Annotated in this window: 21 protein-coding genes and 1 pseudogene; 15 read left to right on the forward strand and 7 right to left on the reverse strand. The window is 63.9% G+C overall.

All coding sequences use genetic code 11. From position 1 onward, the window contains the following. Position 1 precedes the first annotated feature (1 nt). The 3 genes from RXV95_RS06710 to RXV95_RS06720 all read left to right on the forward strand — a co-directional run bounded on the left by RXV95_RS06710 (position 2) and on the right by RXV95_RS06720 (position 8746). The gene (locus tag RXV95_RS06710) at positions 2-2035 is read left to right on the forward strand and encodes a heme-binding protein (protein WP_338468236.1); all 2034 of its coding nucleotides are present in this window, start codon (positions 2-4) and stop codon (positions 2033-2035) included. A gap of 227 nt (positions 2036-2262) precedes the next feature. Then, complete coding sequence (locus RXV95_RS06715) at positions 2263-4155, forward strand: hypothetical protein (RefSeq protein WP_338468518.1); 1893 nt, start codon at positions 2263-2265, stop codon at positions 4153-4155. A 4-nt stretch (positions 4156-4159) separates the two neighbouring features. Continuing rightward, a complete protein-coding gene (locus RXV95_RS06720; RefSeq protein WP_338468237.1) occupies positions 4160-8746 on the forward strand; it encodes a hypothetical protein in 4587 nt (1528 codons plus the stop codon). Between the two features lie 32 nt (positions 8747-8778). Here RXV95_RS06720 and RXV95_RS06725 read toward each other — a convergent pair whose 3' ends face one another. Then, on the reverse strand, positions 8779-9138 hold the full coding sequence (locus RXV95_RS06725; protein WP_338468238.1) for a hypothetical protein: 360 nt from the start codon (positions 9136-9138) through the stop codon (positions 8779-8781). Beyond that, positions 9128-9319, reverse strand: a complete 192-nt coding sequence (locus RXV95_RS06730) for a hypothetical protein (RefSeq protein WP_338468519.1) — start codon at positions 9317-9319, stop codon at positions 9128-9130. Before RXV95_RS06730 ends, RXV95_RS06725 begins: the two co-directional genes overlap by 11 nt. Before the next feature lie 113 nt (positions 9320-9432). Here RXV95_RS06730 and RXV95_RS06735 point away from each other — a divergent pair, with 113 nt between their 5' ends. Together RXV95_RS06735 and RXV95_RS06740 are read left to right on the forward strand one after the other, a co-directional pair. Next, positions 9433-10107 (forward strand): S24 family peptidase, encoded by a 675-nt coding sequence (locus tag RXV95_RS06735; protein ID WP_338468239.1) that lies wholly within the window; start codon positions 9433-9435, stop codon positions 10105-10107. A gap of 50 nt (positions 10108-10157) precedes the next feature. After that, positions 10158-10832: an MBL fold metallo-hydrolase gene (locus RXV95_RS06740; protein ID WP_338468240.1), complete on the forward strand. Its 675-nt coding sequence runs from the start codon at positions 10158-10160 to the stop codon at positions 10830-10832. A gap of 20 nt (positions 10833-10852) precedes the next feature. On the opposite strand, the gene RXV95_RS06745 is transcribed toward RXV95_RS06740, so the two are convergent. After that, positions 10853-11245, reverse strand: a complete 393-nt coding sequence (locus RXV95_RS06745) for an MAPEG family protein (RefSeq protein WP_338468241.1) — start codon at positions 11243-11245, stop codon at positions 10853-10855. Positions 11246-11478: 233 nt separating this feature from the next. On the opposite strand from RXV95_RS06745, the gene rpmF reads away from it, so the two are divergent. The 5 genes from rpmF to RXV95_RS06770 all read left to right on the forward strand — a co-directional run bounded on the left by rpmF (position 11479) and on the right by RXV95_RS06770 (position 14556). Then, positions 11479-11658: a 50S ribosomal protein L32 gene (gene rpmF / locus RXV95_RS06750; RefSeq protein WP_338468520.1), complete on the forward strand. Its 180-nt coding sequence runs from the start codon at positions 11479-11481 to the stop codon at positions 11656-11658. 27 nt (positions 11659-11685) lie between these two features. Then, the gene (gene plsX / locus RXV95_RS06755) at positions 11686-12762 is read left to right on the forward strand and encodes a phosphate acyltransferase PlsX (protein WP_338468242.1); all 1077 of its coding nucleotides are present in this window, start codon (positions 11686-11688) and stop codon (positions 12760-12762) included. After that, positions 12759-13736, forward strand: a complete 978-nt coding sequence (locus RXV95_RS06760; RefSeq protein ID WP_338468243.1) for a beta-ketoacyl-ACP synthase III — start codon at positions 12759-12761, stop codon at positions 13734-13736. The genes plsX and RXV95_RS06760 overlap by 4 nt, the downstream gene beginning before the upstream one ends. Before the next feature lie 122 nt (positions 13737-13858). After that, complete coding sequence (locus RXV95_RS06765) at positions 13859-14158, forward strand: integration host factor subunit alpha (protein WP_338468244.1); 300 nt, start codon at positions 13859-13861, stop codon at positions 14156-14158. After that, entirely contained in the window at positions 14155-14556 is a 402-nt protein-coding gene (locus RXV95_RS06770) for a MerR family transcriptional regulator (RefSeq protein ID WP_338468245.1), read from the forward strand. Before RXV95_RS06765 ends, RXV95_RS06770 begins: the two co-directional genes overlap by 4 nt. Before the next feature lie 15 nt (positions 14557-14571). Here RXV95_RS06770 and RXV95_RS06775 read toward each other — a convergent pair whose 3' ends face one another. After that, complete coding sequence (locus tag RXV95_RS06775; RefSeq protein ID WP_338468246.1) at positions 14572-15342, reverse strand: methyltransferase domain-containing protein; 771 nt, start codon at positions 15340-15342, stop codon at positions 14572-14574. A gap of 66 nt (positions 15343-15408) precedes the next feature. Here RXV95_RS06775 and RXV95_RS06780 point away from each other — a divergent pair. From RXV95_RS06780 to RXV95_RS06800, 5 genes and pseudogenes are all read left to right on the forward strand, one after another. Beyond that, positions 15409-15606: pseudogene (locus RXV95_RS06780) on the forward strand (double zinc ribbon domain-containing protein); the annotation flags it as partial. Between the two features lie 9 nt (positions 15607-15615). Beyond that, entirely contained in the window at positions 15616-16242 is a 627-nt protein-coding gene (locus tag RXV95_RS06785; protein ID WP_338468521.1) for a phosphoribosyltransferase family protein, read from the forward strand. A 368-nt stretch (positions 16243-16610) separates the two neighbouring features. Further along, the gene (hisI, locus tag RXV95_RS06790; RefSeq protein ID WP_338468247.1) at positions 16611-16946 is read left to right on the forward strand and encodes a phosphoribosyl-AMP cyclohydrolase; all 336 of its coding nucleotides are present in this window, start codon (positions 16611-16613) and stop codon (positions 16944-16946) included. 31 nt (positions 16947-16977) lie between these two features. Further along, on the forward strand, positions 16978-17487 hold the full coding sequence (locus RXV95_RS06795; protein ID WP_338468248.1) for a MerR family DNA-binding transcriptional regulator: 510 nt from the start codon (positions 16978-16980) through the stop codon (positions 17485-17487). A gap of 2 nt (positions 17488-17489) precedes the next feature. Beyond that, the gene (locus RXV95_RS06800; RefSeq protein ID WP_338468249.1) at positions 17490-19292 is read left to right on the forward strand and encodes an acyl-CoA dehydrogenase C-terminal domain-containing protein; all 1803 of its coding nucleotides are present in this window, start codon (positions 17490-17492) and stop codon (positions 19290-19292) included. A 70-nt stretch (positions 19293-19362) separates the two neighbouring features. Here RXV95_RS06800 and RXV95_RS06805 read toward each other — a convergent pair whose 3' ends face one another. The 3 genes from RXV95_RS06805 to RXV95_RS06815 are packed head-to-tail and all read right to left on the reverse strand — an operon-like array spanning position 19363 to position 22299. Beyond that, positions 19363-20067 carry a dienelactone hydrolase family protein gene (locus RXV95_RS06805; protein ID WP_338468250.1) on the reverse strand — a complete coding sequence of 235 codons (705 nt, stop codon included), beginning with the start codon at positions 20065-20067 and terminating at the stop codon, positions 19363-19365. Positions 20068-20074: 7 nt separating this feature from the next. Further along, complete coding sequence (gene cysK / locus RXV95_RS06810; protein WP_338468251.1) at positions 20075-20992, reverse strand: cysteine synthase A; 918 nt, start codon at positions 20990-20992, stop codon at positions 20075-20077. Beyond that, positions 20989-22299, reverse strand: a complete 1311-nt coding sequence (locus RXV95_RS06815) for an MFS transporter (RefSeq protein WP_338468252.1) — start codon at positions 22297-22299, stop codon at positions 20989-20991. The genes cysK and RXV95_RS06815 overlap by 4 nt, the downstream gene beginning before the upstream one ends. Between the last annotated feature and the right edge of the window lie 22 nt (positions 22300-22321).

Raw genomic sequence — 22321 nt, forward strand, 5'->3', positions numbered from 1 at the left:
CATGAGGCCGAATGGCGCACCGCACCGCACGTCAGCCGCGGTCGCGGCTCTTTCGCTGATGCTGGCGGGTTGTGGCGGCGGAAACGGGAATTCGGTTCCCGGAACCTTTCCCACGCCTACGCCCACACCAACGGCCACCGGCGCGCGCGTCTATCCCACGGTGCAGGAGGCATCGCTTTCGGTAACCGATGTGCAGCAGGTTATCGCGCAGGCGGTTGGCGAGGCGCAGGCGCGCAACCTGCCGGCGGTGATCGCGGTGACGGACCGGGTGGGCAACGTGCTGGCCGTGTTCCGCATGAACGGTGCGAAGGCGACGATGCTGACCAGCACCTATAACTCGGAATTCAAGCAGCAGATTGCCAATCCGGTCGATGCCGAGGGGTTGACTCTTCCCGCGGAAGTCGGCGCGATCGCCAAGGCGGTAACCGCCGCCTACCTGTCGTCGGGCGGCAACGCCTTTTCCACCCGCACCGCAAGCGAGATCGTGCAGCAGCATTTCCCGCCCGCGCCGCAGACGCCGGGACTGGAAAGCGGTCCGCTGTTCGGCGTGCAGTTCAGCCAGTTGCCCTGTTCCGACCTTACCGCGCGGTTCCAGGCCGGCGGGGGGAGCATATTCCGCAATCCCGTGACGCAGACCGAGGACAGCAGCCCCGGCCTGATCGGACCCAAGCGTTCGCCCATTGGGCTTTCGGCCGATCCGGGCGGGATGCCGCTGTACAAGAATGGCGTGCTTGTCGGCGCGGTCGGCGTGATGGCCGATGGCGATTACGGCTTCGATCCCGATGTGACGGACGTGGACAACGATGGCGAGGAGTACATCGCGCTCGCCGGGCTTCAGGGATTTGCGCCGCCCGACAACATCACCGGAGACAAGATCACCGTAGACGGCACGACGCTGCGTTTTTCGGACGCGACGGTGAACAACCTTGCGCCGCTTCAGACCAATTTCAGCGCGATCAACAATGCCGCGGGCACGCTGATCCCGGTGCGCGGATACAATGACGGCGCAATTGTCGCGGGCACCGCCTATGGCACGGAGGCCAGCGGTTTCCGTTACGCGACCACCGCCGAATTCGACAATCCCGACGCATTCGTGCTGACCGACGGTTCGGGCAACGATCGCTTTCCGATCCGCGCCGCGACCGACGGCGGCACCAACTCCAGGCCCTTGACCAAAGCCGAAGTGCGCGAAATCCTGACGCAGGCGTTCAAGGTGATGAGCCGCGCGCGGGCGCAGATCAGGCGGCCGCTGGACAGCAGGGCCGAAGTGTCGATCAGCGTGGTCGATACGCACGGCGCGGTGCTGGGCATTGTGCGCGCGCCCGATGCGCCGATCTTCGGCATCGACGTATCGTTGCAGAAAGCGCGCACGGCCACGTTCTTTTCCAGCCCCGACGCGGCGACCGCGTTGCAGGGCGATCCCGACCAGGAAATTCCCGATTTCGTCGGCCGGGTGCGCAACTTCCTGGGCGACCAGACGGCCCTTACCGGCACCAAGGCCTTTGCCGACAGGTCTGGCGGCAACCTGTCGCGCCCCTATTTCCCCGATGGGCAGCTTGGCACCGCCAACGGTCCGCTGAGCCGCCCGATCGCGCAGTTCAACCCGCTGGCCACGGGGCTGCAATTCGCGCTGGTCAGGTCGAACGTGCTGGCCCATGCCGCCTATATCGGCGGTGCGGCCAACGATACCGCGCACCAGTGCACGTCCATCCCGATCAAGGCGAGCGCCAACGGCCAGCAGCGGCTTGCCAATGGAATCCAGATTTTCCCCGGATCGGTGCCGATCTATCGTGGCACCCAGCTTGTCGGCGGAATCGGCGTTTCGGGCGACGGTATCGACCAGGACGACATGATCAGCTTCCTTGGCGCGAACAATGCCGGTGTTTCGCTCGGCACGCTAGGCAATGCGCCCAAGGACATGCGCGCCGATACGATCGTGGTCCCGGTCGGCAACGGGGTGCGGCTGCGCTATGTCAATTGCCCGTTCGCGCCGTTCCTCGACAGCAGCGACCAGAACGTCTGCGAGGGCTTGTGATCCAGCCCGCCATCGCCTTGATTGTCCCGTTGGTGGGCGCATCGGGAGCGAACCCGGCGGCAATGCCGCTTACATTCGGGACGTTGCCTTCAAGCGACATGGCGGCTGGCGGCATTCCCGCGGTACTGTTCGGCGCAGGCGCCGAAGGTGCGACGGATGCGGCGCAGGCGGACCAACCAGCCGCTGATCCGAAGCAAGTGCGCGAAGAAGACGCCAAGACCGCCCAAATGCCGAAGAACACTCCGGCAGAAGCGAAACCCGCCGTAGCCAATGACGGACCGGAAATAGACGCGGGCGACGCGCTGATCGACGGTCGCCGCCGTCCCGGCTATCAAAAGCAGCTTCCCGAACGGATCGAGCAATTCAACCAGGGTGCGGTCACCGCGCCGCCACCCGAAGCGTTTTACGAAAAATACGATGGCGAAGGCCCGGTCGGAAGCCTTTCGCTCGACGTTGCGGTGCCCGACCGATGGCGCATAACGTCTTCGCTCTGCCCGAAAAAGAACCCGAAGACCGGCCAGAAGAACCGGGCCATATTCACCCTGTTCCCGAACCTGGAAAACGTCTGTCATTCGACGCTCGACCCCTTCCACCACAACGTGCTGAAGGGCGACAAGCCGATCCGCGCGAAAGACAAGCCGGGCTTCCTGAAGGGCGACGACTGGTTCTTCATCGTCAACGCCACGTCCGATACCGTGATCGAGCCGCGCACGTTCCCGATTCCCGTCAGCGTCCAGACGACCGAACGGCCCAACTCGGTTGACACCTTCGGCAAAGGGCAGAGCCTTGTGCTCTCGCAGACCTTCATCGCCGGGGTGTCGCTGCTGAAGGGGATGACGGCCTACAAGCCGCCGATCGTGGAATACCGGCTGACGCTGGCCGCGAACATGAGCTATGTGAACGTGCCCGAACGGCGCGTTCTGGATGTGCGCCCCAGTCGCGAGACGCAGCGGCTTGACGGGTTCATCGGGGTGCAGGACGCCTTTATCGACTATCACCTGGGGCGCTTCGACACGAGCCGGTACGATTTCGTGTCCGTGCGCCTTGGTATCCAGCCGATCACCACCGATTTCCGCGGGTTCCTGTTCCTCGACAACCAGCTTGGCCTGCGCATCTTCGGCAACCGGGACGATAACCGTTGGCAGTTCAACCTTGGCGCGTTCTGGCGGCTTGAGAAAGACACCAATTCGGGCCTGAACAACGTTTTCGCCACGCCGCGCAGGGACTGGGTGTTCCTTGCCAACGCCTATCGCCAGGATTTTCCGTTCACCGGGCTGACCAGCGAAGTGTCGGTCACCTACAACATGAACCGGGAAAAGAACGACGTAGAGATCGACAAGAACGGCTTCCCGGTCCGCCCCGCGCTGATCGGCAACTTGCGCGGCCGCGATTACGACGTGGTCTATCTGGGATACGGCGCCGACGGGCGGATCGGCCGGATCAACGTGACCGCGCAGGTCTATGGCGCGCTGGGGCAGGACCGCGACAACTTCCTCACCAGCCGCCCGGCGAAAATCCACGCGCTGTTTGCGGCGGCGGAGCTGAGCTATGACCAGGACTGGATGCGTTTTCGCCTTTCGGGCCTCTATGCCAGCGGCGACAGCGATCCCTATGACAACACCGAAGGCGGCTTCGACGCCATCTTCGAGAACCCGCAGTTCGCCGGGGCGGATACCAGCTACTGGATTCGCCAGGCGATTCCTTTTGCGGGCGGCGGGCGCGTGATCTCGGTCAACGGGCGCAACGGCATCCTCAATTCGCTGCGCAGTTCGAAAGAGCAGGGGCAATCGAACTTCACCAACCCCGGTACGGTGCTTGTGGGGGCGGGCGGAGATTTCGACCTGACGCCCGAAGTGCGCGTTTCGACCAATGTGAACCACTTGTGGTTCGACAATACCCGCGTGTTGCAGGTGCTGCGCAACGAAGGTTCGATCCCCCGCGACATCGGGTGGGATACCTCGGTCTCCACGATCTGGCGGCCCAACGCATCACAGAACATCGTCTTCCGCCTTTCGGGAGCGATGCTTTTCGCCGGTTCCGGCTTCAAGGACCTGTTTACCCAGCAGGACCGCAAGAGTCGCTACTATTCCGTCCTTGCCAATGCGATCTTCTCGTTCTGAACCGATGACAGCGCGCCTCGCCTCTTTCGCTCCCGCCAGCTTCCGCCGGTTTCCGCTCGCGTGGTTCCTGCTGGCGCTGGCATTCCTGATCGTTCCGGTGGCGCTGCGCGCCTCTGACGAGGAAAAGCCACAGGACGTCCACTACATGAAGGCGCCTTCCGCGCCGCGCGGGCAACCGGGTGAAACCGCGAAGGAACAGTGGGCCTATGTCGACAAAAAGAACGAGGGCTGCGTTTCCTGCCATACCAAGTCCGACCACAAGACGATGCACGCCAGCCCGGCGGTTGTGCTGGCCTGCGTCGACTGCCACGGCGGCAATTCGAAGATCGTCGCGGACAAGAGCTGGGACTGGAAGGGGCTGCAATACACCACCGCGATGAACGAGGCGCACGTCCTGCCCAAGTATCCGCAGGCGTGGGGCTGGCCTTCATCCGCCAATCCAAAGCGGTCATACGCCACGCTGGCGAAGGAAAATCCCGAATTCGTGCGTTTCGTGAACCCGTCGGACTATCGCGTGGTGCGCGAGGCTTGCGGCGCCTGCCACATGAATATCATCACGGCGTCCGAACGATCGCTGATGACGACGGGCGCGATGTTGTGGGGCGGCGGCGCGTATAACAACGGCATCGTCCCCTTCAAGAACTACATGTTCGGCGAAAGCTATACCCGCGATGGCGAGCCCGCGCTGATCAAGTCCCCGTCTGACGAGATCGGCCCCGACGGCAAGCCGATGTGGGGCACGGTGACACCCGCCGAAAAGGCGCGCGGCGCGCTGCCTATCCTCTATCCGCTGCCGACATGGCACACGATCCCGCCGTCGGACGTGTTCCGCGTGTTCGAGGACGGCGGGCGCGTGATCAATCCGCAGTTCCCGGAGATCGGCCTGCCCAATTCCACCGGCCAGATCCAGCGCCTGGATGAGCCGGGACGGCCCGACATCAAGCAGTCGAACCGCGGCCCCGCCACCGGTCTGCGCGTTGCGATCGCGGTGCTGAACATTCACAAGACGCGGCTTAACGACCCGTTCCTTTACCAGATGGGCACGAACGACCAGCCAGGGGATTATCGGTCTTCCGGCTGCGCGGCCTGCCACGTGATCTATGCCAACGATCGCGAACCGCGGCACAGCCTGGACTATGCCAGGTGCGGTCGCGACGGGCAGACGATCACGGTCGATCCCACCATCAACCGCCTGCGCGAAGGCGAGCATCGCACCGAAAAATTCGGCACCTTCGACCCGACGAGGCACGAGGAACATTCGCTGGTGCGCGGCACGGTGCTGGGCGCGGACGGCGGGGGATACCTGGGCGGTGACAGCACCTATCCCGAAAATTCGAAGCACATGGCCGAAGACTGCTTCAAGTCCATCCAGTCGGCAGAGCAGCTTTCCACGTTCTCGTCCGGCGCGGGCGTGGCGCCGCATGGATCGATGCCGGGTCACAAGATGTCGCAGGCCGAAGCGCACGCGACGGCGGGTCTGGACGAAAGCGGCCATGCGGCGGACGGCGGCCCGGTGCCGATGCAGGAGCGTGAGCGCGGGCATCCGCTGGTCCACGGCTTCACCCGCGCCATCCCGACCTCGCAGTGCATGAACTGCCACATGCACCAGCCCAACATCTTCCTGAACAGCTATCTCGGCTACACGATGTGGGATTACGAATCCGACGCGCCGTTCATGTGGCCGGGGCCGGAAAACAAGGCGCCCAAGCCGCCGAAGCTGTCCGAAAAGGACTATCAGCGCATCTTCAAGAAGCAGTTCCACCCGACGATGTCGGAACAGCACGAGGTGCTGGACCGCAACCCCGAAGGCGCGGCGCCGCGGGGCCTGTGGCGCGACGTGGAATTCCTGCGCAATGTCTATGACCTGAACAGCAAGCTGAAGACCGAGCAGTTCGCGGATTATCACGGTCACGGCTGGAACTTCCGCGCGATCCTGAAGCGCGACCGGCGCGGCAACCTGCTCGATGCCGATGGCGACATGAGCACGTACGGCACCGATACCAGGCATATCATCAACCCTGACGATCCGCAGAAGTGGCGCAAGGGCAAGGAAGGCGCGTTCGTGCCGGTGGGGCCGGACAATCCGGGCAAGACCGTGCACATGATGGACATCCATGCCCAGCTTGGCATGCAGTGCGCCGATTGCCACTTTGCGCAGGACAATCACGGCAACGGCCTGATCTATGGCGAAGTGGCGAACGCGGTCGAAATAGGCTGCAAGGACTGCCACGGCACCGCCGATGCCTATCCCACGCTGATGACGTCCAACCTAGCCGCGCCTCCGGGCGGGCACGATCTTTCGCTGTTGCGCAACATGGACGGGCAGCGCCGTTTCGAATGGATGCACGACAAGAACGGCCGCCGCGTGCTGATCCAGCGATCGGTAATCGATCCGAAGCTTTCATGGCAGGTCAGCCTGGTGAAGGATTCGGTCGATCCGAAAAACAAGGGGCTGACGAAGCCCGACGGCGCGCCGGTGTTCAATCCCAAGGCCGCCCGCGCCAAGCTGATGAGCAAGAGCGGATCGGAAACCGGAATCTACAAGTTCGGGCTGGGCGTTCCCAAGTCCGATCGCGCGCACCCCGACGGCGACATGGCGTGCTTTACCTGCCACCTTTCGTGGACCACCAGCTGCGCTGGCTGCCATCTTCCGATCGAAGCCAACTGGAAGATGAAGATCCACAAGTACGACGATGAAGCCACGCGCAACTATGCGACCTACAACCCGCAGGTGGCGCGCGACGACATGTTCCAGCTTGGCAAGCACCAGACTACCAAGACCAGCGAATCCGATCCGGTTAAGTTCGACAAGGACGGCAATCCGATTGGCGGCAAGTCGATCATCGCGCCGATCCGTTCAAGTTCCGCGCTGATCCTTTCGTCGAGCAACATCAATCGCGAACGCATCTATGTGCAGCAGCCGCCGATCAGCGCGATCGGCTACAGCTCGCAGGCATTCGCGCCGCACTTCCCGCACACGGTTCGCCTCAACGAAACCAAGCAATGCACCGATTGCCACCTGTCGAAGGCGGACGATAACAACGCGATCATGGCGCAGCTGCTCTTGCTGGGCACCAATTACGTGAACTTCGTGGGCTTCAACGCGTGGTTCGGCCTCGATACCGGGTTCGAAGCGGTACGCGTGACCGAATGGAGCGAGCCGCAGGCGGTGATCGGCAGCTATCTCCAGCGGTATGCCTATCCGGATGACTACAAGAAGTTCGTTGCCGAAGGGCGCGAGTTGAAGAGCCGCACGACCGGCAAGATCTTCGGCAAGGATTTCTCCGGCGAGGAAGGCAATCGCGAGACCTACCTGAACACCACGCAAGGCACGAAGGACGCGGTCCGCTGCCTCCAGATGCGCGGCGAATACATGTTCGTGGCCGAAGGGAAGGGCGGTTTCCGCGCCTATGACATCGCGTCGATCGGCAACAAGGCGTTTTCGGAGCGCATCATTTCGGCGCCGTTCTCGCCGCTGGGCCATGACACGCACGTCAAGACCACAGACGCGACCTGCATGGCGCTGCCCACGAACCAGAACATCGCGCCCACGCGCAACACGCCCGAACTGCGCAAGGTGAACCAGGAACAGCCGTTCTCGCCCGTCTATCACTATGCCTTCATCACCGACCGGGTAGAGGGCCTGATCGCGGTGAACGTGGATACGCTGGCCGATGGCGAGTTCCGCAACAACTTCTTCTCGCGCCAGTTCACCTTCAATCCGGACGGTGTGCTGACGGGCGCGCGGCACATCACGCTGGCGGGCGATTATGCCTATATCGTGACCGACAAGGCGCTCGTCACCGTGCACCTGCCCAAGCCGTGGTCCCCGCAAAAGCCGTGTGAGGTTGCCGATCCGCTGAAGCACAAGAATGGCGAGACCTGCCTCGATCCCAAGGTTACATCGGTCGTCCCGCTCGACGATCCGCGCGCATCGGCGCTGCAGTTCCGCTATCTGTGGGTGACGACCGCGCACGGGCTGGAAGTAATGGACGTCACCGACATGGCGCATCCCAGGGAAGTGCCCGGGGCAACGGTGCCGCTCGACGATGCGCAGCGCGTCTATGTCGCGCGGACATATGCCTATGTCGCGGCGAAGAAGCAGGGTCTGGTGATCGTGGACGTGACCGATCCGATCAAGCCCAGGATCTACCAGCAGTTCACCGCCGGCGGGAAACTGGACGATGCCGAAGACGTGATCGTGGGGTCAACCAACGCATCGGCGTTCGCCTATGTCGCGGACGGGAAGAACGGTGTGAAGGTGATCCAGCTGACATCGCCGGAAAGCCAGCCCGGCTTCTACGGTTTCGCGCCCGAGCCCAAGCCGGAACTGATCGCCTGGGCGAAAACGCCCAGCCCGGCGCTGGCCCTGTCGAAGGGGCTGGACCGCGACCGCGGCGTTGACGAGACGGGCGGCCAGATCGCGATCTTCGGCCGGCTGGGCGCGCGTCCCTTCAACCGCAAGGAGATGGAGACGCTGTTCCTCAATTCGAAGCGGCAGCCCTACAAGGTGTCGAACAGCGTGGACATGACCCTGTGGGTCGATGCGACACCCGAGAAACCGCCGCTGCTGGCCAAAAGCGACCAATAGCGGCGATCTCGCTGGCGAACACAGGCTGGCCGTCAACTCTCGTCCAGCAGCAGCAGTTCGATCCGCACGACAAGCCGGGGGGCGGGAACCATCCTGTGATCCACCCGGCAAACCGTCGCATCCGCGACGAGCGTCCCCGGCAGCGTGAATTCGTGATCGGGCAGGGCTGCGATGAAATTCTCGCCGTCATGCGAAACGGCGCAGCCGTCGAACGATAGCGTGAATGCGTGGCGTGACCCGGCAAAGGTGACGCTCGCCCAGGGTGTTTCGCTGTGGTCCAGGATTTCGGCGCGCGGCCCCGCCAGTACGCGGATCGCACGGCCCAGGCGCTCGCCTGTGGACAGGCGGCGGCGCGGCGTGCGGGCGAGGGCGAGGGCGGTGTCATGCTGCATCGGACGTCTCCCGAAGATAGATGTTCATGAAATGTTCCACACGTTCCGTCATCGCGCGGCGGGGCTCGCGACCGTTGCGCAAATCGCCGATCAGACGCGGATCGTGGGCGGCGAGCCGGCCAAAGCGCGTTTCGGCCATTCCGGTCTGGCGAAGGAACTTCTCTATCTGGCGCAAGAGCATGGCCAAGCGACTCCCTGGAGGTTGGATAGGATTTTTCCGGTGTTGACGTTTAAATCCTACAAGTCTAGGAAAAATCCTTCGATATCGGAGTGAGGCCCAGCCGGAGCCGGTCAATGGTTGACGATCCTTCAGATGGCGCTGCGCGATCGCGCCTGCTGCAATTGTCGGGCGAGAAGGGCGTAAGCCTTTCCGCGCTTTCGGCGATGATCGGGCGCAATCCCTCGTATTTGCAGCAGTTCGTGCGCAAGGGCTCTCCCAAGCGGCTGGAAGAGCGGGATCGCCACGTGCTTGCGCAATTCCTTGGCGTGGACGAGGCGGAGCTTGGCGCGCCCGAACACTTGCGCGAACGCGTTGCGCCCGCGGGCAGGGCCGCGCGCAAGGGGGCGGACTGGATCGACGTGCCGCGCCTGCCGCTTGGCGCTTCTGCAGGGCCGGGTGCCTTCGCGAGCGGCGAGGCGCCCGAAGGACAGCTTCGATTCTCTGCCGCATGGCTTTCGCGCAACGGGTTTGCGCCGGGCAGCCTCAGCGTGATCGCGGTGGAAGGCGATTCGATGGAACCCACCTTGCGCGACGGGGACGAGATTCTGGTGGACCGCAGCCCGGCGCCCTTGCGTGCGGGCATCCACGTGATCCGGCTGGACGACATGCTGCTGGTAAAGCGGCTGGAACCTGCAGGACCGGACACGATACGCGTGATCAGCGACAACCCCGCCTATGGCCGGGGCGAGCATCCCCTGGGCGACGTCCGGGTGATCGGCCGCGTGGTGTGGAAGGGCGGGCGGCTGTAAAGCCCGACCTTGGCGTTGCAATCGCCGCGCATTGCCGCCATCTCGTCAGCATGACCGAAGCATCCCGGACCGCCGAACCGCCCATGCGCGTGGCCATCGTACCCGTCACCCCGCTCCAGCAGAACTGCACGCTGGTGTGGTGCACGAAGACCAAGAAGGCGGCATTCATCGATGCAGGCGGCGATCTGGACCGGTTGAAGCAGGCGGCCGAAAAGGCGGGCGTGACGGTAGAAAAGCTGCTCGTCACCCACGGCCATATCGATCACTGCGGCGGAACGGCCAAACTGGCGCGCGAACTGGGCGTGCCGATCGAAGGGCCGCAGGAAGCGGACCGCTTCTGGATTTCGCGGCTTGGAGACGATGGCGCTAAATACGGGATCGACGGCGAAGTGTTCGAACCGGCCCGCTGGCTGGAAGACGGCGATACCGTGACCATCGGCGACCTGACGCTGGACGTGATCCATTGTCCGGGCCACACGCCGGGGCACGTGGTTTTCTATCACGCGCCCAGCCACTTCGCGATCGTTGGCGACGTTCTGTTCCAGGGATCGATCGGTCGCACCGACTTCCCGATGGGCAACCACCAGGACCTGATCGATTCGATCACGAAGAAGCTCTGGCCGCTGGGCAACGACGTTACGTTCGTGCCCGGCCACGGCCCGCACAGCACATTCGGGCGTGAGCGCCAGACCAATGCTTTCGTCAGCGATTACGCATTGAGCTGAGGCCCGGCCGGGCCAACGGCCTACCAGCCGGCTGCGATCGCCACGGCCCAGCCGGCAAGGCCAAGCTGGGTGAGGAAGGTCACCATCGTGCCGATCGAGCGGCCGGTGGCGAATCCCTTTCCGTCCATGCCAACGCCATGCGCCACGCGGCCCAGCAGATAGATAGCGGCCACCGCCATCAGCACCGGGCTCCAGTGCGTTTGCGCAAATTCGATTCCGCCGATCAGCAACAGCACCAGCGGCGTGTTTTCGGCGAAGTTCAACTGGGCGCGCATCCGGCGGGTCAGCATCTCGTTGCCACCGTCGCCGATGCTGATCTTTTCGCTGGTGCGCACTTGTCCCACGCGGACGGCAAGCCACAGGTTGATAACGGCCGCGGCAGCAACCGCGGTAAGCGTGATCGGCAGAACCATTGTCGGGAAACTCCCCCCTTGCGCCGCCCGATTGGCGGTCGATGCGCCTTGATAGCCGCGCGGGCCTTGCATTGCGACGGAAAATCCGTATAGGCGCCGTTCGCCCGCGGTGGGATTTCCCCGTTCGTTGCCGAACCTTCGCGCAAGTCTGCGCAGGGGTTGTGTAGTGGATGGGTTCGGCCTATCGCAGAATTCGAACAGCATTTCGCAAGTATTCAGGAACAGGTGCCGAAATGGCCGTCCCCAAGAGGAAAGTCTCCCCGTCCCGTCGCGGCATGCGCCGCAGCCACGATGCGCTGAAGGCGGAAGCCTTTCACGAGTGCTCGAATTGTGGCGAGCTGAAGCGCCCGCACAATCTGTGCCCGTCCTGCGGTCACTACAACGGTCGCGAAGTAATCGCCGTCGGCCTCTAAGGCCGTTTCCTTGGAGTTTGTCACGTCATGAGCCTGCCGCGTATCGCCGTCGATGCGATGGGCGGAGATGAAGGCGTTCGCGTGATGATCGAAGGGGCGGCGCTTGCGCGTCGCCGCCACGATCGCTTCAAGTTCCTGTTGGTAGGCGACGAAACGCGCATTCGCGCGGCGCTTGAAAACCATCCCAATCTGAAGGGCGCGTCGGAGATTCTCCACGCGCCCGATGTCGTGTCGGGCGAAGAGAGGCCGACGCAGGCGCTTCGCCGCGCCAAGACGACGTCGATGGGCCTGGCAATCGATGCGGTGAAACAGGGCAAGGCCGGTGCCGCCGTCAGCGCGGGCAATACCGGCGCGCTTATGGCGATGAGCAAGCTGGCCCTGCGCACGATGCCGGGAATCGACCGTCCCGCGCTTGCGGCGCTGATTCCGACGTTGGGCGATAACGATCTGGTGATGCTGGATCTTGGCGCGAACACGGAATGCGATGCCCGCAACCTTGTCCAGTTCGCGATCATGGGCGCGGCCTATGCGCGCATCCTTCACGATCTTGACCAGCCGCGCGTGCGCCTTCTCAACATCGGCACCGAAGAAACCAAGGGCACCGATGCGCTGCGCGATGCGTCGGAACAGCTGCGCGACGCGAGCGGCGACCTGGCGATGTCGTTCGACGGCTTCACCGAAGCCGACAAGATTTCGCGCGGCGACGTGGACGTGGTCGTGACCGACGGGTTTTCCGGCAATATCGCGTTGAAGGCGGTAGAGGGCGCGGCGCGTTTCGTGGGCGACCTTCTGAAGCGCAGCTTCGCATCGTCGCTGCGTTCGAAGATCGGCTTCCTGATCTCGCGCCCGGCAACCGAACTGCTGCGCCACCACCTCGATCCCAACAACCACAACGGCGCGGTCTTCCTGGGGCTCAACGGCGTTATCGTGAAAAGCCACGGCAGCGCCACGGCGCTGGGCGTGGCCAATGCCGTAGCGGTTGCGGCGCGCCTTCTGGAAGACGACCTGACCCACCGGATCGCGGCCGACCTGGAACGGGTTGGTGAAGACGCGATCCGCCAGCCCGTGGTGCGCCGCACCGCGCAGAAAGGCGAACCTGCGTGACCATCCGTTCTGTTATCAAGGGCAGCGGGTCGGCCTTGCCCGCGCGCGCGGTTCCCAATGCCGAAATGGCGGAAATGGTGGACACCACCGACGAATGGATCGTCGAGAGGACCGGCATCCGCAATCGTTATATCGCGGGTGAGGGTGAAACCACGTCCACCCTGGCCACCGGCGCCGCGCGCAAGGCGTGCGAGGCGGCAGGCGTCGATCCGGCGAGCGTGGACATGATCGTTGTCGCAACCGCAACGCCCGACCAGACATTTCCCGCCACCGCGACGATCGTCCAGCAGGCGCTGGGCTGTACCGGCGGGATCGCGTTTGACGTGGCCGCCGTGTGCACCGGCTTCCTCTATGCGCTGGGCGTTGCCGACAGCATGATCCGCACCGGAATGGCGAAGCGCGCGCTGGTCATCGGTGCCGAAACGTTCAGCCGCATCCTCGACTGGGAAGATCGCACCACCTGCGTGCTGTTTGGCGACGGGGCGGGGGCGATCCTGCTCGAATCGGCGGACGTCGACGAAGCCGATCCGCGCGCGCCCGGCATCATTGCCACCCGGCTTCATGCCGACGGCAGCCACAACCAGCTGCTCTATGTGGATGGCGGCCCGTCGAGCACCGGCACCGTGGGCAAGCTGCGGATGAAGGGGCGTGAGGTTTTCCGCCATGCGGTGGTCAACCTGGCCCAAGTTCTGGAAGAAGTGCTTGCCGAAGCGGGCAAGACGGCGGCCGATCTCGACTGGGTTGTGCCGCACCAGGCCAATTCGCGCATTCTGGATGCCACCGCGCGCAAGCTGGGCCTGCCGCCCGAAAAGGTGATCGTCACCGTGGATCAGCACGCGAACACAAGCGCAGCCTCCGTGCCGCTGGCTTTCGACTCGGCGATGCGCGATGGCCGGATCAAGCCCGGAGATCTCGTGATGTTTGAGGCCATGGGGGGCGGATTTACCTGGGGCGCATCGCTCGTCAGGCTCTGAATGCCCCTTTGAGTCCAATTTTGATACGAAAAATCCCTTCAATGCCAGCGCATTGATTTGCGTTCCCACCGTTTCGGGTTATGTTAGCCAAGGGTAATTGATTTGGTGGGAGAACGAAGGGGATGCGTTCTGTCGGAACATTGACGCGGGCGGACCTTGCGGAAAGCATCAATCGCCGGGTCGGATTGTCGCGCGCGGATTCGCTAGAAATGGTGGAATCCATTCTGGACGAGATGTGTGACGCGCTCGAAAAGGGCGAAAACGTCAAGATCTCGGGTTTCGGGACATTCCTCTTGCGAGACAAGACCGAACGGATCGGGCGCAATCCCAAGACGGGCGTCGAAGTGCCAATCACGCCGCGCCGCGTGCTTACGTTCCGGGCCAGCCAGATGCTGAAGGACCGCATCTGCACCGAAGAATGACCGACCAGCCTTCTCTCGATTTCCAGGATGACAAGGAACCTGACGCGCTGCGCACGATCGGCGAGGTGGCAAAGGCGTTCGGAATAAAGCAGCACGTGCTGCGCTATTGGGAAGAACAGTTCCCGCAGCTGAAACCGCTGACCCGTGCGGGCGGACGGCGATACTATCGTCCCGAAGACGTGGAGCTGATCCAGGAAATCAGCAGGCTGCTCTATCAGGAAGGTTACACCATTCGGGGTGCGCGCCATGTCCTTGGCGGGCGCAAACGCGTCGCGCGCGAAGGCGCGACGCAGCCTGATGCCGGTCAATCGCAAGGTGGCCGGGCCGATGCCGCGCTTGTGCGCAAGTTGCAGAATATCCGCGCCGATCTGGCCGCTGCACTGGCCGCCGCAGGTTGAATCTTCGATTGGCGGTTAGCGGCGCCAGCCACTGAGCGTGAGGATTTCGAACGTTTCCGTAACGCGGCCTTGTTCATCCGCCAGTTCGTCAAACGCATCCAGCGCCCGCGCATGGGCCGCCTTGCCCAGTGCCGGCCCGTGCTTTGCAAGCACATTCTGCTGGCCCTGCGCGCGCACGTCGGCAACCAGCGAGGCGAGAGAGCCGAAGCGTACCGAAAGGCTGCGGCTGTCGATAACCGGATCGTCAAACCCGCAACGCTGGAGAAGTTGCCCGCCCGCGCGCACGTCAACCATGGGGTGAAGGCGCGGGGCAGGGCGCTCTGCATCGGCAGCAGCCATGATCTCGCGCAGGGCGGGCAGGCTTCCCGCGCCGGCGAAACTTGCAATCATCAACCCGCCCGGCGCCAGTGCGGCGCGCAAGTGCAGCAGGGCGCCGGGAAGGTCATTCACCGTGTCCAGCGTGCCGAAGCTGGTAACAAGCTGGAACCCGCCGCCGGGCAGGGGCTGTTCTTCGTCAATCGCCTGCTCGCCGCTTACGGGAAGCGGATCGGCGCGATCCACTTCCACGCCGCGCGCGTCCAGCGTTTGCGCCAGTGTGCCGGTCCAGTCTCCGATGACCAGCGCCGACTTTGGCTCGTGCCGCAGGAAATCCAGGCGCTCGATCACGTCCTCGGTCATGTCGTCGAGCAGGTAACGCGCGGCGTCCGGCGATTGTTGCATCCGGTGCAGGCGGCGACGCACCGCAAGGCGGCGGCGCGGTGAAAATATCGTGGGGGGCAAAGCCATCGATTTCGCGACTGCCCGTATCCGCGCCACTTGCCAAGGGGCCGCAGGCACGAAAAGGTCAATCGCATGGCCCTTGCCGCTTCGTTTGCGCCCGTTGTGGACTTTGTTTTTCCGCCGCGCTGCCCATTGTGCGGCGATGCGCTGGCCGCGCAGGGCGGGCTTTGCCTGTCTTGCTGGAGCGGGCTTGTGATTCCCGGAGAGCCAAGCTGTTCGAAGTGCCAGCGCCCGCTGGGGAACGTCGTCGAGCGAGGTCATTCCGTTTGCGCTCCATGCATGGCGATGCCGCCGAAGCATGGGGGTATCCACGCGGCAACGCTCTACAACGATACCGCCCGGCAGCTTGTGCTGGCCTTCAAGCACGGGCGGCGAATCGGACTGTCGGCGCTGCTCGGCCGGCTGATTGCCGCGAGGATTCCTGAACTTGACGGCGAATGGCTGGTTGTCCCGGTGCCGCTGCATCGCTGGCGCTTGTGGTCGCGCGGGTTCAACCAGTCGGCCATGCTCGCGCGCGAGGTATCGCGCCGCACCGGCCATCGCCTGCTGGTCGATGCCTTGCTGCGCACGCGGCGGACGCCCGCGCTGGGCGGCCTGTCACGCAAGGCGCGCGCAAAAACGCTATCCGGCGCGATCGTCGGCAATCCGCGCCAAATTGCAAGGTTGAAGGGCGCGCGCGTCCTGCTGGTCGACGATGTGCTGACAAGTGGTGCAACGTCCGGCGCGTGCATTGCCGCCTTGCGCAGGGCCGGTGCGCGCGATGTGCGCATCGCCTGCTTCTCGCGCGTTCTGGACGAGGCGCTTGATCATGCCGCTACGGCGGTTGAGTCGGGAACTGGAGGGCCGGAACCAGAGGGGGCACATAAGAAAACGCCCGGGAGCGGATGCTCCCGGGCGCCGTCGTGACGAAATTCTCGGCGTCCGTGCCTAGGCCCGGATCGACGGCCCCCCGACCGTCTCGCCATTATCCCTCACCGTCAGCATTCCCGTCCTCATGCCCCCAATTCGACCGGGTCGGACGCTGACCACTTTCCCTGAACATTGGCGCACATGCGCCGCCTTTCGGCGGTTCAGTTGCACGGTTCCCTCAAACCGCAGAGCATTTGTTGCCGAGCAAGCGCGCGGATGAAAGGGCTTCGTGCGGGAACTGTGGATTTTGGCGTCTCCCTGTGGTTATCGTGCAACAAAAGCTGCTGCAGAGCAGGCACTTGCGAAAGGCTATAACCATTTCCGACCGATCCGAGACCGAATTGCGCGAACAGGGGGACCGATTCATGCCCCGTTTCGATGCCGCGGGCCTGCTTACGGCTGTCGCCATCGACGTGAACAGCGGGCGTTTGCTGATGCTGGCGCACATGAATCGCGAAGCCGTGGACAAGACCGTCGAGACCGGATTCGCGCACTTCTTCTCCCGGTCGCGCGGCAGGCTGTGGATGAAGGGGGAGAGTTCCGGCCACGTCCTGAAAGTCCGCGAAATCCGCGTCGATTGCGACCAGGATGCCGTCGAACTGCGAGTCGAACCTGCCGGCCCTGCGTGCCACACGCTGGCAACCAGCTGCTTCTACCGGAAGCTGGGCGCGGATGGCCGACTCGAGCGGATCGAGGATTGACGTTTACGTAAAGGTGAATTAGCGCGGGCGCATGTCGACGCCTGATGCCGCAAAGCACCCTGAGCGGGAGCGCCAGACCGGATATCTCGATCATCCGGATGCCCAGGCGCGCGAGCAATACACGATCTCCGACCTGTCGACCGAATTCGGCGTAACCGCCCGCGCGCTTCGTTTCTATGAGGACGAAGGGCTGATCGCGCCGACGCGTTCCGGGCTGTCGCGCATCTATTCCAAGCGGGATCGCGCGCGGCTGGCGTGGATCATGCGCGCCAAGAACGTGGGTTTCAGCCTTGGCGAGATCCGCGACATGATCGACCTTTACGATCGCGACGACGGCCGTGCGGAACAACGCCGCTTCACGATAGAAAAATGCCGCGAACGGGTGGAAGCGCTCAGGCGCCAGCAGGCGGATATCGCCGATACGATCGATGAACTCACCGGATTCATCGACCTGGTGGTAGAACGCGAACGCGCCGAGGGCCGCGATCCGGATTCGTGGACCACGGACAACACAAAGCCGAATACACCAGACAAGGACTGACCATGCCCACCTACAAGGCGCCGACCGGCGACACGCGTTTCATCGTCAACGAAGTGCTGGACATTGAAAGCTACGGGAACCTGCCGGGCTTCGAGAATGCCACGCGCGACATGATTGACGCGATCATCGAGGAAGGCGGTCGTTTCGCTTCCGAAGTCTTCGCGCCATTGAACCAGGTGGGCGACCAGGAAGGCTGCACCCGCAACGCGGACGGGTCCGTGACGACGCCCACCGGGTTCAAGGAAGCCTATGCGAAGTATCGCGAAGGCGGCTGGGGCACCTTGTCCGCGCCGGCCGAGTTCGGCGGGCAGGGGCTGCCGCACGTGCTGGGCTTCGTTATGGAGGAATACCTTGCCACCGCGAACCATGCGCTGGCGATGTATCCGGGACTTGCCAACGGCGCGGTCAGTGCGATCCTTGCCAAGGGATCGCCCGAACAGCATGCGAAGTACCTTCCGAAGATGATCTCTGGCGAATGGCTGGGGACGATGAACCTGACGGAGCCGCACTGCGGCACCGACCTGGGCCTGATTCGCACCAAAGCCGAACCGCAGGCCGATGGCTCCTATGCCATCAGCGGTACGAAGATCTTCATCTCGGCCGGCGAAAACGACCTTGTCGACAACATCATCCACCTCGTGCTCGCCAAGACGCCGGGCGCGCCGGAATCGTCGAAAGGTATCTCGCTGTTCATCGTTCCCAAGGTACTGGTGAACGATGACGGATCGCTGGGCGAACGCAACGCGGTTTCGTGCGGGTCGATCGAACACAAGATGGGCATCCACGGCAACGCGACCTGCGTGATGAATTACGATGGCGCCAAGGGCTGGATCGTGGGCGAAGAGTGCAAGGGCCTTGCCGCGATGTTTATCATGATGAACGCCGCGCGCCTTGGCGTTGGCATCCAGGGGCTTGGCCAGGCCGAAGTCGCTTACCAGAACGCGGTGACGTATGCGCAGGAACGTCGCCAGGGCCGCGCGCTGACCGGCCCGGCAGAGCCCGACCAGAAGGCCGACCCGATTTTCGTCCACCCCGATGTGCGCCGCATGCTGATGGATGCGAAGGCATTTACCGAAGGTATGCGTGCCCTGTGCATGTGGGGCGCGCTGCAGGTGGACCTGAGCCACAAGGCCGCGACCGAGGAAGAGCGCCAGCTGGCCGATGACCTGATCAGCCTGATGACCCCGGTCATCAAGGGATACGGCACCGACATGGGATATGCCACGGCCACCAACATGCAGCAGATTTATGGCGGGCACGGCTATATCAAGGAGTGGGGCATGGAGCAGTTCGTGCGCGATGCCCGCATCGCCATGATCTACGAAGGCGCCAACGGAATCCAGGCGATGGACCTGTGCGGTCGCAAGCTGGCGATGAACGGCGGGCGTGCTATCCAGGCTTTCTTCAAGCTGGTGGACGACGAATGCGCGGAAACCGGCGGGAACGAAACCGTCGCCGCCGTTGCCGAAAGGCTTGCCAGGGCGAATGGCGAACTGAAGGCCGCAACGATGTGGTTCATGCAGAACGCCATGGCTGACCGCAATTCGCTGGGTGCGGGCGCCTATGCCTATATGACGGCGATGGGCATCGTCTCGATCGGGCTGATGTGGCTGAAGGTTGCCAAGGTGGCCGCCGCGAAGCTGGAATCGGGCGAAGGCAACACGGCGTTCTACGAAGCCAAGCTTGTCACCGCGAAGCACTTTGCGCTGCGCTCGATGCCGCAGGCCGGCGCGCTGCGGCGTGAGATCGAAGCGGGCGGAGAAACCGTGATGGCGCTGCCGGTCGAGGCATTCGCCACGGCCTGACGGGCATTTCCCGAAACGTGAAATAGCGCCCCTGCCTTTCTCCCAAGCGGGAAGGGCAGGGGCGCCGTTTCTATCCGAATATTTCGTCGAAGAATGAAAGCATCGCGGCCCAGCTCTGCCGGTCGGCGCTGGCATCGTATTTCACCGCGTCCATGCCGCGGCTGTCGCTTTCGGGATCGGTGAAGCCGTGCCTTGCGTTTGAATAGACGTGCAAGTGCCAAAAAGCGCCCGCGGCGTCCATTTCTTCTTCAAAAGCAGCAACTTGTTCGCGCGGAACCAACGGGTCTTTGTCGCCGTGGCAGACGAGGATACGCGGCGTGATGCGGTCACCGTCGCGCGCCGGCCGGTCCGACGAGAGGATGCCGTGAAAAATGGCGACGGCTTTCAGGTCTTGCCCCGCGCGGGCCAGTTCCAGCACCGCCTGGCCGCCCATGCAGAAGCCGATTGCGGCAACCGGAAGACCCTTTGCCGCATCATGTCCCGCCAGCGTGGCCAGGTTTGCTGAAAGCCGCGTGCGATAGTGGTCCACATCGGCGCGCAAGCTGTCTGCAAGCGCGCGCACGCGCTCCGGCTCCTGGGGCACTTCGCCATAGAAATCGGCGATCATGGCCAGATAGCCGGCGTCCGCCAGCATCTGCGCGCGCCGTTCGATCGCCGGGCGCAGGTTCGCGATCGTGGGAAACACAAGAACCGCTGCGCGCGGCTTTCCGGCGGGCCGGCAAAGCCAGCCGGTAAGCGCGGTTTCGCGGTCTCGGAATTCGATCCTTTCCAGCATTCGCGATTTACTCCGGCAAGAAATCGGGCACCGACAGGTATCGTTCGCCGGTATCGTAGTTGAAGCCCATTACGCGCGCGCCTGCGGGCAGTTCGGGCAGCTTGAGCGCAATGGCCGCCAGCGTCGCGCCCGAACTGATCCCGACCAGCATCCCTTCCTCGGTCGCGCAGCGGCGAGCCATCGCCTTTGCATCGGCCGCATCGACCTTGATCGCGCCGTCGATCGCCTGCGTGTGCAGGTTGCCGGGAATGAAGCCCGCGCCGATGCCCTGGATCGGGTGAGGGCCGGGCTGCCCGCCCGAAATCACCGGCGAAAGGTCGGGCTCCACTGCGAACGCCTTCATTTCGGGCCACGCCTTCTTCAGCACTTCGGCGCATCCGGTCAGGTGGCCGCCGGTGCCGACCCCGCTGATCAATGCGTCAAGCGGAGTGTCGGTATAGTCAGCAAGGATTTCCTGCGCGGTGGCGCGGGCGTGAATGGCCGGGTTGGCCGGATTTTCGAACTGCTGGGGCATCCAGGCGCCGGGTGTTTCCTGCACCAGTTGCGCCGCGCGTTCGATCGCGCCCTTCATGCCCTTTTCCTTGGCCGTAAGGTCGAATTTCGCGCCATAGGCCAGCATCAGCCGCCGCCGTTCGAGCGACATCGATTCGGGCATGACCAGGACAAGTTTGTAGCCCTTCACCGCCGCGACCATCGCAAGGCCGATCCCGGTGTTTCCGCTGGTCGGTTCGATGATGGTGCCGCCCGGCTTCAGGCTGCCGTCCGCTTCGGCGGCTTCGACCATGGACAGCGCGATGCGGTCCTTGATTGAACCGCCGGGATTGGCGCGTTCGGCCTTCACCCACACTTCATGGTCCGGAAACATCCGCGACAGGCGGATGTGCGGTGTATTGCCGATGGTGGCAAGAATGCTGTCGGCCTTCATTGTGCGGGCTCCTTCTCCGTTGTCTCGTGTTCGGTTGCGCTCGTCTGGCGGAACTGCGGGGCGAATGTGCGCGCCCGCGCCAGTTCCGGAAAGATTACCGCCCAGATTGCGGTTACAACTATCGCGCCAACGCCGCCGAATACAACCGCGCCCGTTGCCCCCAGGATCGCGGCGGCAACGCCGGACTGCATCTCACCCAGCTCGTTGGAGGCGGAAATGGTGAGGCCCGATACCGACGAGACGCGCCCGCGCATGTCGTCGGGCGTGTTAAGCTGCACCAGCGTGTTGCGCACGAAAACCGAAACCATGTCCGCCGCGCCGAGCAGCACCAGCATGGCAAGCGAAAGCAGGAAACTGCGCGATACGCCAAACACCGCCGTTGCCGCGCCAAACACGGCGACCGCCCACATCATCTTGACGCCCACGTTCCTTTCCAGCGGACGGAACGAAAGCCACAGCGCCACGATGGCCGCACCCACGGCGGGTGCTGCGCGCATCTGCCCCAGGCCTTCCGGCCCGACGTGCAGGATGTCGCGCGCATAGACCGGCAGCAGCGCAGTCGCGCCGGCGAGCAGCACGGCGAAGAGGTCAAGCGTGATGCAGCCCAGCAGGAATCGTTCGTTCCAGACGTATCCCAGCCCCTCGGCCATCTGGCGGACGGGGTGAATGTCGCGCCGCATGCCCGATGCGCGGATCGGGCGGATCAGCAGCACGCAGGTCATCGAAAGCGCCAGAAGTCCTGATCCTATCCAGTAGGGCAGAGCCGGGTGCGCGGCATACAGCAAACCGCCCGCCGCGGGGCCGAGCATCGATGCGGCCTGCATGGCGATGCTGGCAAGGGCAATGGCTTTGGGCAGCAGGGAAGGAGGTACGACATTGGGTACCATGGCGCTCAACGCCGGGCCGGAAAACACGCGCGCGGTGCCGTGCAGCGCCGCCAGCCCGAACAACAGCGGCAACGAGAGCGAATGTGTCTGCGTGGCAATGCCCAGCGACAGTGCCACGACTATATCGGTGGAATAGGAGAACGCGGCCATAAAGCGCCGGTCGAACCGGTCAGCCGCCCAACCGGCGACGGGCGTCAGCACGAACAGCGGCAGGAACTGGAACAGTCCGAGCAGGCCCAACTGGAAGGCCGCGTGCGAACGGCTCATCCCATAGGCGCTGCGCGCGACGTCATAGACCTGCCAGCCGATCACCACGACCATCGACGTCGTGGCCATCACCGCAGCGAAGCGCGCGACCCACAACAGGCGAAAATCGGGGATTGCGACGGGGGAGGTGGGTTCTGGGCTTGAAGGAGTCACCGCGCCGCAATGGCAGCGCGGA

It is taken from the genome of Novosphingobium sp. ZN18A2 (genome assembly GCF_036784765.1).
In the GTDB taxonomy this organism is placed as follows: domain Bacteria; phylum Pseudomonadota; class Alphaproteobacteria; order Sphingomonadales; family Sphingomonadaceae; genus Novosphingobium.